The 449-nt window shown below is 59.0% G+C and carries 1 protein-coding gene and 1 pseudogene; both read right to left on the minus strand.

Annotated features, from left to right (window positions below):
• On the minus strand, window positions 1–113 hold a 113-nt coding region (locus FCS21_RS17385; RefSeq protein WP_171035738.1), incomplete at its 3' end, for an NmrA family NAD(P)-binding protein.
• 34 nt (window positions 114–147) lie between these two features.
• Window positions 148–449 (minus strand): annotated as a pseudogene (locus FCS21_RS16170) (MBL fold metallo-hydrolase); the annotation flags it as partial.

Here is a 449-nt window from a genome sequence, read left to right on the forward strand (position 1 = left end):
AGCTTGTCGGTGTTACGCGCGATAGCCACCACGCTATGCCCACGACGCAGGGCTTCTTCCAGCAATTGTCTGCCGGCACGGCCGGTGGCCCCAATGATTGCGATCTTGCTCATGATGTTCTCCAGTACGGTCAGGGTTTAAAGGCATTCACCACTTCATTTCGCCCTTGGCGACTTTGGCGCTCAGTTCCAGCGAGCTTTCGTCGGCGAGGGTGGGGTAGCGCTTTTTCATGGCCGCGATCAGGGCGGCGGCGTCCTTGGCCTTGGCGGTTTCTACGTCGAAGGCCTTGATGTAGTCGGCAGTAAAGGCCACGGCTTGCGGTGACGGCGTGCCCAGGTAGTGGCCAGGAATCACCGTGCGTGGCTTCAACTGTTCGATGCGTTGCAGGGTCGCAAGCCAGTCTTTATGGGATTGCGCGCTTTGAGTGTCGGCCATCCACAGGTGAATGT

The organism is Colwellia ponticola, assembly GCF_005885605.1.
Lineage (GTDB): Bacteria > Pseudomonadota > Gammaproteobacteria > Enterobacterales > Alteromonadaceae > Colwellia > Colwellia ponticola.